This window comes from Nonomuraea fastidiosa (genome assembly GCF_042751225.1).
Classification (GTDB): Bacteria; Actinomycetota; Actinomycetes; order Streptosporangiales; family Streptosporangiaceae; genus Nonomuraea; species Nonomuraea fastidiosa.
Window position 1 is genome coordinate 4,403,985 of the sequence record NZ_CP170570.1, and the last position, 8,832, is coordinate 4,412,816.

Here is an 8,832-nt window from a genome sequence, read left to right on the forward strand (position 1 = left end):
GGCTCTCGTGGCGGAAAGCCCGCAGGTCAAGCTCGAACGGCATGAGCGCCGCTACCAGGCGCTGCAGATGCGCATCGCTGGGGTCAGCCATGCGGTGATCGCTCAGCGGCTCGGCTACTCGTCGCCGGCGGTCGTCGGCAAGGACATCACCGCAGCGCTGAAGAAGGCGGCCAAGGCGGAGGCGATGGCCGCCGAGGAGCTGCTGCACCTGGAGATCAACAGGTTGGACCGCATGATGGCCTCGATCTGGCCGAAGGTCCTCAAGGGCGAGGTCAACGCCGTCGAGGCCGCGCTGAAGATCGTGAACAAGCGGGCGAACCTGCTCGGCCTGGACTTGATCAATCGCAACGGCGCGGCCGACACCGACATGGCGTCTCTGCTGGGCAACATGCTGCTCCAGCTCCAGCGGCGTCACAACGTGCCCGACGACCCGGACACGGAAGCGATCATCCAGGCCGACGTGATCGGCGAGATCGAGTACGACGACGCCGGAGGTGAGGCATGAGCCTCGCGATGGCGGTCAAGCTGTCGCCTAAGCAGGAGAAGTCCATCGCCGAGTCGACGGCGCGGCTGAACATCTGGCAGGGCGCGATCCGCAGCGGCAAGACGATCGCTTCGCTCATCCGCTGGTTGATCTTCGTAGCGAACGCCCCCCGCGGCGGCTCGCTGGTGATCGTCGGCAAGACCGCCGACACCATCGCCAGAAACGTGTTCGAGCCGTTGACAGACCCCGCGATCACCGGCCCGATCGCCAAGCGCATCGCCTACACGCGAGGCTCCCCTACCGCGACGATCCTCGGCCGCCGCGTCGAGATCATCAGCTCCAACGACGCCCGCGCTGAGAACCGATTGCGAGGCATGACGGCGGCCGGCGCGTACGTGGACGAGATCACTCTGATCGAGCGGCCGTTCTGGGACATGCTGCTCAGCCGCTTGTCGGTGAAGGGCGCCAAGCTGTTCGGCTCGACGAACCCGGACGCGCCCAGCCACTGGCTGAAGAAGGACTTCCTCGACCGGGCGGGCGAGCTCGATCTCCGGTCGTGGCACTTCCGGCTGGACGACAACCACTCCTTGGACCCGGCCTACGTCAAGGCCCTCAAGGCGGAATACTCGGGCCTCTGGTACAAGCGGTTCATCGAGGGCCGCTGGGTCATGGCTGAGGGCGCCATCTACGACATGTTCGACGAGGACAAGCACGTCGTCGCCGAGCTGCCGCCGATGGAGAAGTGGCTGGCCTGCGGAGTGGACTACGGCACCACGAACCCGTTCGCCGCGCTCCTGATCGGCGTGTCCGTCCCCGACCAGGAAGGGCAGCGCCGCATCTACGTCACCTCCGAGTTCCGGTACGACTCGCGCGCCGAGCGGCGTCAGCTGACCGACGCGGAGTACAGCGCGCGGCTGACCGACTGGCTCGACCGCATCCCGGACACGTACGGGCCGGGCACCCACGGTGTCAGGCCGGAGTGGCTGGTGGTGGACCCGAGCGCTGCATCTTTCATCCAGCAGCTCTACCGGGACGGCTACCGGCCCATGCAGGCCGACAACTCGGTCCTGGACGGCATCCGCACCGTCAGCAACGTGATCTCGGCCGACCACCTTCGGGTGCACGCGAGCTGCCGCCACCTCCTCGACGAGATGGCCGGCTACGCCTGGGACGAGCGCAAGGCCGAGAAGGGCGAGGATATGCCGGTCAAGGCCGACGACCACAGCGTGGACGCCCTGCGGTACGCCATCCACAGCACGCAGGCAGCGTGGCTGCGGCTCCTCGAACCAGTCCCAGCTCTCTAGACGCGCACCTCCGGGGGAGGGTTGTGGCGGCCTGCCGCCCGGAGGTGTGTCGCGTGCTCCGCGCGGCTTCCCCGTACGCGCGTTGAGCACGCCGGCGTGTCCCCGGCCCCTGCTGTTGAGGGGCGGTGTGGGGCCGGGGCACGCCCCACTACCAGCTACGTCAGGGCCACCCGCTCGGGTGGCCCTTCTGCATGTCCGGGAGGGCACCATGGAGATCGCGCGACTGACCGAGGGCGGCCACGTGGGGGCGGGCGTGGCCCGTCACGATCCTGTCCAGTGGCGCTGCCGTTGGAAGGTGGAGAAGTACTACGGCGACGACCTGAGCGCCGCGCCGTACGAGGTGATCGAGCGCGAGGGCAACCTCCTCATGTACGGCGGCGCTGCCGCCTTGTGGCACCGCCTGATCGGCGGAAGCTCGGTGACCGCATACGACTCGTCCAACGCCCGGATCGGCGTCGGCGACGGCGACACCGCGGCAGACCCGCTGCAGACCGACCTCCAGGGCAGCAACACCCTCCGCAAGGGCATGGACGCGACGTATCCCCAGCACACGGACGGCGTGGACGCAGGCGCCGTGACGGCTACGTTCCGCAGCACGTTCTCCACCGCCGAAGCCAACTTCGTGTGGAACGAGTGGGGCATCTTCAACGCCGCGACCGGCGGGCGGATGCTCAACCGCAAGGTGGAGTCGCTGGGTGAGAAGACTTCCGCCGCGAGCTGGGTGTTCACGGTGCAGCTATCCCTCGCCTGACGACCACGCGACCGCCTGAGGGGGGAAGCCCGTGGCGATCATCCTGGAGGACTTCGAGGACGAGACCCTCGCCTTCACGATCACGGGGACCTGGACGCGTGTGCAGGAAACCGCTGCTTCCGGCAGCTGGTCGCTGCGGAGCGCCGTCATCAGCGACAACGGTACGACGGACGCCACGGTCACCATCCCCGACCAGGCGACCCTGGTGTCGTTCCGCTACAAGGTGTCGTCGGAGGAAGGCTATGACAAGCTCACCGTCCTGATCGACGGCACAGCCGTGCTTGAGGCGTCAGGCGAAGTCGACTGGACTGAGGCGTCGGCCGACGTCACCGGCAAGTCCCAGGTGGTCTTCCGGTACGCCAAGGACGGGTCCTTCCCGGAAGGACAGGACGCTGCGTGGATCGATGACCTTGCGTTCGACATCCCCGGCGTCGAGGTGGACGGCTCGGATGGCGGCACGCTGGCCGAGAACGTCGTCAGCGTCGTCCAGGCACCCGAGGTGGCCCTGTCCGGCAGCGACAGCGCGACCCTGGCCGAGGCGCGCTGGGTGGCTGAGCCGCAGAGCACGCTCGTGCCGCCATCTGTACGGTCCACATCCACGGGGTTTAACGGCACCTCCACCTACACGGTCAACGCGCCGTCCGGTATCGCCAGCGGTGACACGATCATCGCGATTCAGGCCGCTGACCGGGGCACCACGGCGGAGATGACCACCCCGACCGGCGGCAGCGAGTGGCTGCCGCTCGACACCCTGGGGGACACGGTCAGCGGTGTCGCCCGGGTGGTCAGCGTCTGGTGGAAGCGCGCCGGCAGCGCCGAGCCGAGCACCTACACCTTCAAGCAGTTCTCGGCTTCGGATGGTGTGTGCCTGATCATCGCGATCCGGGACGCGTCACTCACCGTGGACCCAGTGCTGGCACGGTCAACGGCCGGTGGCGGCGCGGTCGTGACGACACCCGGCATCACTCCCACATCCGTCAGCGACCTAGAGCTGCGGCTGGCCGCAGTACGGCCGACCAGCGTCGCGATGACCTTGGCGCCGCCGCCGGGTCTCTCCCCACTGACCAGCATCCAGTCGCGGCAGTACACGGCGGTGGCGGCTGCCGTCCGGCTGCTGGTGTCGCCTGAGGACACCAGCCCCGCCGACTGGACCGCGTCGGTGTCCCAGATCACCTGGCGGGCCGGGTACACGGTGGCCATCGCCCCAACCGTCGTCGGTCCTCCGCAGGAGGAGCTGGCCGCCGCCGACACGGTCACGGTCGGCGAGGCGGCGTCTGTCTTTGTCGTTCCTGCCGGTGAGCCTGTCGCGGCGGACGACGCCGCTGCCCTGGGCGAGACGGCGGCGGCCGCGGGCGACCTCGCAACGTCGGATGCGGCCACGCTGGTCGAGGTCCTGACGGTGGAGGCCGGGCTGGCCGGGGCCGACCAGGCGGCGCTGGCGGAGGCAGCCGACCTGCGTCTCGTGCTGGAGGGCCGGGAGCAGGCGGTCCTGGCCGACGTCGGCCAGCTGCATGCGCAGGCTGCGGCCGCCGACGCGGGCGCGCTGGCCGAGCTGGTGAGCATCGCGGAGACGATCGGGCCGGTCGCCGCCGACACCGGGACGCTGACCGAAGCCTCGGCCGTGGCAGCCGCGCCGGTGGCGGCCGACGTGGCCGCGCTGGCCGAGACGGCCTTCACGATGCTGGCCAAGCACGCCAGCGACGCTGGTCAGGTCTCCGACATGGCGTTGGTCGGCATGACCGGGGCCGACGCGGCCGCGTTGTCCGAGCAGATCGCCGTGGATGCTGTCGCCTCCGCCGTTGACGGCGTGCTCCTGGCCGAGGCGGCGCGGCTGGAGGCGCCCAAGACCGGTGCCGATGCCGTGGTGCTGTCCGAGCAGGCCGTGGTGGTCGAGACGCGCGAGATCGGCGGGGCCGGGCTGGTACGTCGCGCCTGGTCGGTGCGGTCTCCGCTCCGCCGTTGGGCGGCCGGGAAGCCACGCCGAGCCTGGCGGGCTCACTCACCCCGTACGTAGCTGGGAGGTGCGCGATGGAACCGATGTCCTCCCTCAGCAGGGAGTACCTGTACGCCTGGGTCGAAGGCGCGACCGGCACGGAAGCCGTGAAGATCGCGTTCACGCAGCCCGGCGTCGAGCCCACGGAACAGGACTGGCGCCCAGCCGGCTGGGCGGGCGTGACGCCGGCGGGCGCGGACGCGCGCATCCTCGTCGGCCCTGGCAGCGATGTGGTCCTGGCCGAAGGCACCTACCAGATGTGGGTGTCGGTCAACGCGCCGCCTGAGGGGCCGGTGCTGCCGTCCGGGCTGGTCGTCATCACCTAAGGAGCCGTCATGGAGCGTCCGACCACGGGACGGATCGTCCGCTACCGCGGCAAGCAGGGCCTGCACGCGGTGCGTGCGGCGATCGTGACCGCTGATGTGGACACCCTCGACCCCGCGGGGGTGCGGGTGGGCGCGATTCCGCCGCTCGACAGCCCCTTCCACGTGCACCTGTGGGTGTTCACCCCAGGCGCGGCCGGTGGCAGGCACGAGTACAACGTCCCCCCTGGAGACGAGCCGGGCACCTGGCATTGGCCGCTCTCCTGATCGGCGTGCGTGGCGATGGACAACAGAAGAGAGGCGTAGAGCGATGCCGCTGCCGGTGCAGGATCAGGTGTGGCCGCCGCCGCACATGAAGCGTGAACTGCGGCTCTATGAGGTGTGGGAGGCGTGGTACGCCGGAGATCCAGATCATCTGGCGAGCGTGTACGGCGGGAACCAGACCCACGCCATCGGGCTTGACCCGAAGGGCTGGGACCGGCCCCAGCCTGGCGTCACCGGGATCATGAACCGCGTCAGCCGCTGGTTCTGGGGGACGCCCACGCCAGCCGGGCAGGTCAAATCCACGAAGCTGCACGTCCCGATCGCCGGCGACATCAGCAGCACGAGCGCTGACCTGCTGTTTTCGGAGCCTCCGACTCTCCGGGTGAAGGGCAAAAACGGGCAGGAGCGTCTCGACTCGCTGATGCACGAGGCGGGGATCTACGGGTCGCTGCTGGAGGCCGCGGAGGTCGCGTCGGCGTACGGCGGGGTGTTCTTGCGGGTCGGGTGGGACCAGGAGATGTACGACCACCCGGTGCTGTCGGTGTTCCCGCCCGACAGCGCGGTTCCGGAGTTCCGGTACGGGGCGCTTGCGGCGGTGACCTTCTGGCGGGTGCTCGACGACGAGGACGATAAGTGCGTGCGGCGGCACCTGGAGCGGCATGAGCGCGGCCGGGTCTACCACGGCCTCTACCAGGGCACCAAGGACAAGCTGGGCAAGCAGATCCCGCTGACTGAGCACCCTGAGACGGAGATCTACGCCGACCGGGTGGACGAGTCGGGCGGGTTCGACAACTACTTCAAGCGGGGCCTGCTCGTCAGCTACGTGCCGAACATGCGCCCCCACAGATTGATCCGGGGGACGGCGCTCGGCCGTAGCGACTATCAGGGCGTTGAGCACCTGATGGACGCCCTCGACGAGGTATGGACGAGCCTGATGCGCGACATCCGGCTCGGCAAGGGCCGGATCGTCGTGCCGGACATCTTCCTCGACAACCTCGGCCGAGGGAAGGGCGCGACGTTCGACCCGGACCGGGAGATCTTCGCAGGGCTCGGGATGCTGCCGCCGCCCGGTACGGTACCGAACGCGATGCTCACCGTCTCGCAGTTCGCCATCCGCGTGCAGGAGCACGTGGACAGCGCCAAGGCCCTGGTCGCGCAGATCCTGCGCGGCGCCGGCTACAGCGCGCAGTCCTTCGGTGAGGCGGACGGGTCGGGCCGGAGCTTGACCGCGACGGAGATCCACTCGCGCGAGAGGAAGTCGTTCTCGACCCGGGGCCGGAAGATCGGCTACTGGACGCCGCCGCTGCAGTGGCTCGCGGAGGCGCTGCTGTCGGTGGATCTGGGCGTGTTCGGCACGAAGGTGACGCCGGAGCGTGCCGAGGTGCACTGGCAGGACGGCGTCCTGCCGGACCCGGAGTCTCTGGGCCGTACGGTGGAGCTGCTGAACCGGGCGCAGGCCATCAGCCTGGAGTCCAAGGTGCGCATGGTGCACCCCGAGTGGGACGATCACCAGGTTGTCGCCGAGGTCAAGCGGCTGCGCGACGAGCTCGGGCTGACCGTCCCGGACCCGGACAGGCTGGACGAGGTCCTGGTCCCCGAGCTGGGCGACGAGGACTGACGTGAGCATCGCGGCGGCCGAAGACGCCGCTCAGCGGGAGTTGCAGGAGTTCGAGACCAGCCTCGACTTCGCCCGTGCCGTGGCGGCGATCTATTACGACGCCGAGCGGGAGCTGCTGCGGGTGGTGTCGGAGTCTCTGGCGGCGCGGCTCGGCGAGCCCGAATGGGAAGGGGTTCGGTTCGCGGAGCTGCGCGAGTTGCGCCGCGAGGCCGACCGGGTGGTGCGGCGCCTGGAGAGGCTGTCGGACAAGCTCGTCACTACGGGCGTGAACGCGGCGTGGCGGCGCGGGGTGCGGAAGGCGATGGCCGACCTGACGCATCTGGGCAACGCCAAGCGGATCGGCCAGGGCCAGGGTGTGATCGAGCTGGCCAGGCAGACGGTGCAGCGCGTGCATAGCGTCCACACCGGGGCGCTGCGCACCACGGAGGACGTGTACGCGCAGGTCGTGGCGCAGGTGGCCGGACGGGCGCTCACGGGCGCGGAGACGCGTGAGCAGGCGACGCAGCGAGCGCTGGAGATGTTCGCCCGCAAGGGCATCACGGGGTTCACTGACTCCAAGGGCCGGTCGTGGTCGATGAGCGCGTACGCGGAGATGGCGGTGCGTACCGCGATGGCCCGCGCCGCCGTGGACGGGCACCTGTCCACGCTGCGGGAGAACGGCGTGGACCTGGTCGTCGTGTCCCGGTTGCCGTTCACCTGCTCTCGGTGCGCGTTTTGGGAGGGGAAGATCCTCACCCAGTCGGGCCGGATCGGGTGGCGGCAGGAGCAGTCGGTCGTCTCCGACGAGATGGTGGATGTGCTGGTGGAGGGCACTGTTGAGCAGGCCCGTACCGCTGGACTGCTTCATCCGGGGTGTGGCCACAACCTGCGGGCCTACCTGCCCGGAGCGACGAAACGACCTCGAGTGCAGCGTCACCCGGCCAGCTACCGCGACAGCCAGCAGATGCGCCGCCTGGAGCGGGACCTGCGGGCTGCGCGGCGTGAGGCGTCGGTGGCGCTGGACAAGAGGGACCGAGAGCGGGCTGAGAACCGCGCCGCGGCGCTGAAGAACAAGATTCACGATCTGGCGGAGGAGAAGCGCCTCCCGGTCCGCACCGAACGGCAGCGCGCCAAGACGCTGCCGCCCAACCTGGAGAAGCTGTCGGACGAGGAGCTGGCCGGGCTGCTCGGGCAGCACGCTGACGACGGGCGGGCCGTCGAGCGGATCATGCAGGCGTTGCAGGAACGCGACGATGAGCGGGAGCGGCAGCGTGACGAGCAGGTGGCGGCCGCCATCCGGGAGCTTCCCGAGGACATCACGCAGGCCAGCGACGAGCAGGTGCTCGACCTGGTGCAGCGGTTCTCGGCATCCGGGGACGACGTGGCGCTGGAGCGGCTGCTGGCCGAGCTGGACCGCCGCGAGCAGGACCCGAACTGGCGCTGGGACCTGGAGGAGACGGACCAGGACCGCGCGCTGTCCGAGCTGATCGACTCCGGCATGGACGAGCTGCAGGCGTACGCCGCTGTGTACGGGCTGGACCCGGACGTGATGCGCCGCGAGGACGCCCGCGCCCAGGTCGAGGCGCAGCGTCTGCCCGGCGAGACGCTGGATCAGGTGGTGCGGCGCCTGTACGACGAGTGGATCGAGGCCCAGTACGTGGCGGCCGACCGGTACACCCGCGGCGTCATGGTCAACGCCGAGGGCCGCCGCCAGGGCATCGACGGCCGGTCGCTGCTGTCCGGGCCGGCCGCGCGCGCGATGAAGTGGGCCAGCGACGAGTTGAAGACCTGGTGGGAGCAGCACCCGCGCATGACCTTGACGGAGTTCCGGGCGCAGGTGCTTGGCCGCGCCTCCGACCAGAAGGCGGCGCGCCGGATCAGGGAGGACCGCAGGTGACGCTCTCGCAACTGGACCGCCGGGCGGCCGTGACGACGGCGCGGTGGGCGGCGACCAACCGCCGCCCGATCACGGACTGCCCGTACGACCCCGCGGGGGACGCGCGCCAGCGCGCGCTGGCCCTGCTGTGGGTGCGTGTGTACCGCAGGAACCGGCCAGCCGGGAGCTGACCGGTTCCTGATCGTTCCGAAGGCCCGCCTGGCGCGGGCCGTTTCCATG

At 69.9% G+C, this 8,832-nt stretch carries 9 protein-coding genes; all 9 read left to right on the forward strand.

Going from position 1 to position 8,832, the window contains the following annotated elements; translation table 11 throughout:
* Positions 1 to 7 precede the first annotated feature (7 nt).
* The 9 genes from ACFMQL_RS20475 to ACFMQL_RS20515 all read left to right on the forward strand — a co-directional run bounded on the left by ACFMQL_RS20475 (position 8) and on the right by ACFMQL_RS20515 (position 8,783).
* On the forward strand, positions 8 to 505 hold the full coding sequence (locus tag ACFMQL_RS20475; RefSeq protein WP_378786576.1) for a hypothetical protein: 498 nt from the start codon (positions 8 to 10) through the stop codon (positions 503 to 505).
* Positions 502 to 1,788 carry a PBSX family phage terminase large subunit gene (locus ACFMQL_RS20480; RefSeq protein WP_378786578.1) on the forward strand — a complete coding sequence of 429 codons (1,287 nt, stop codon included), beginning with the start codon at positions 502 to 504 and terminating at the stop codon, positions 1,786 to 1,788. The genes ACFMQL_RS20475 and ACFMQL_RS20480 overlap by 4 nt, the downstream gene beginning before the upstream one ends.
* Positions 1,789 to 1,996: 208 nt before the next feature.
* A complete protein-coding gene (locus ACFMQL_RS20485; protein WP_378786580.1) occupies positions 1,997 to 2,539 on the forward strand; it encodes a hypothetical protein in 543 nt (180 codons plus the stop codon).
* 31 nt (positions 2,540 to 2,570) lie between these two features.
* Positions 2,571 to 4,553, forward strand: coding sequence for a hypothetical protein (locus ACFMQL_RS20490; RefSeq protein ID WP_378786582.1), 1,983 nt, complete (start codon positions 2,571 to 2,573; stop codon positions 4,551 to 4,553).
* Positions 4,554 to 4,567: 14 nt separating this feature from the next.
* The gene (locus ACFMQL_RS20495; RefSeq protein ID WP_378786584.1) at positions 4,568 to 4,858 is read left to right on the forward strand and encodes a hypothetical protein; all 291 of its coding nucleotides are present in this window, start codon (positions 4,568 to 4,570) and stop codon (positions 4,856 to 4,858) included.
* Between the two features lie 9 nt (positions 4,859 to 4,867).
* The gene (locus ACFMQL_RS20500; protein WP_378786585.1) at positions 4,868 to 5,122 is read left to right on the forward strand and encodes a hypothetical protein; all 255 of its coding nucleotides are present in this window, start codon (positions 4,868 to 4,870) and stop codon (positions 5,120 to 5,122) included.
* Positions 5,123 to 5,165: 43 nt separating this feature from the next.
* On the forward strand, positions 5,166 to 6,737 hold the full coding sequence (locus ACFMQL_RS20505; protein WP_378786586.1) for a phage portal protein: 1,572 nt from the start codon (positions 5,166 to 5,168) through the stop codon (positions 6,735 to 6,737).
* A 1-nt stretch (position 6,738) separates the two neighbouring features.
* Positions 6,739 to 8,613 (forward strand): phage minor capsid protein, encoded by a 1,875-nt coding sequence (locus ACFMQL_RS20510; protein WP_378786588.1) that lies wholly within the window; start codon positions 6,739 to 6,741, stop codon positions 8,611 to 8,613.
* Positions 8,610 to 8,783 carry a hypothetical protein gene (locus ACFMQL_RS20515; RefSeq protein WP_378786589.1) on the forward strand — a complete coding sequence of 58 codons (174 nt, stop codon included), beginning with the start codon at positions 8,610 to 8,612 and terminating at the stop codon, positions 8,781 to 8,783. The genes ACFMQL_RS20510 and ACFMQL_RS20515 overlap by 4 nt, the downstream gene beginning before the upstream one ends.
* The last annotated feature ends 49 nt before the right edge of the window (positions 8,784 to 8,832 follow it).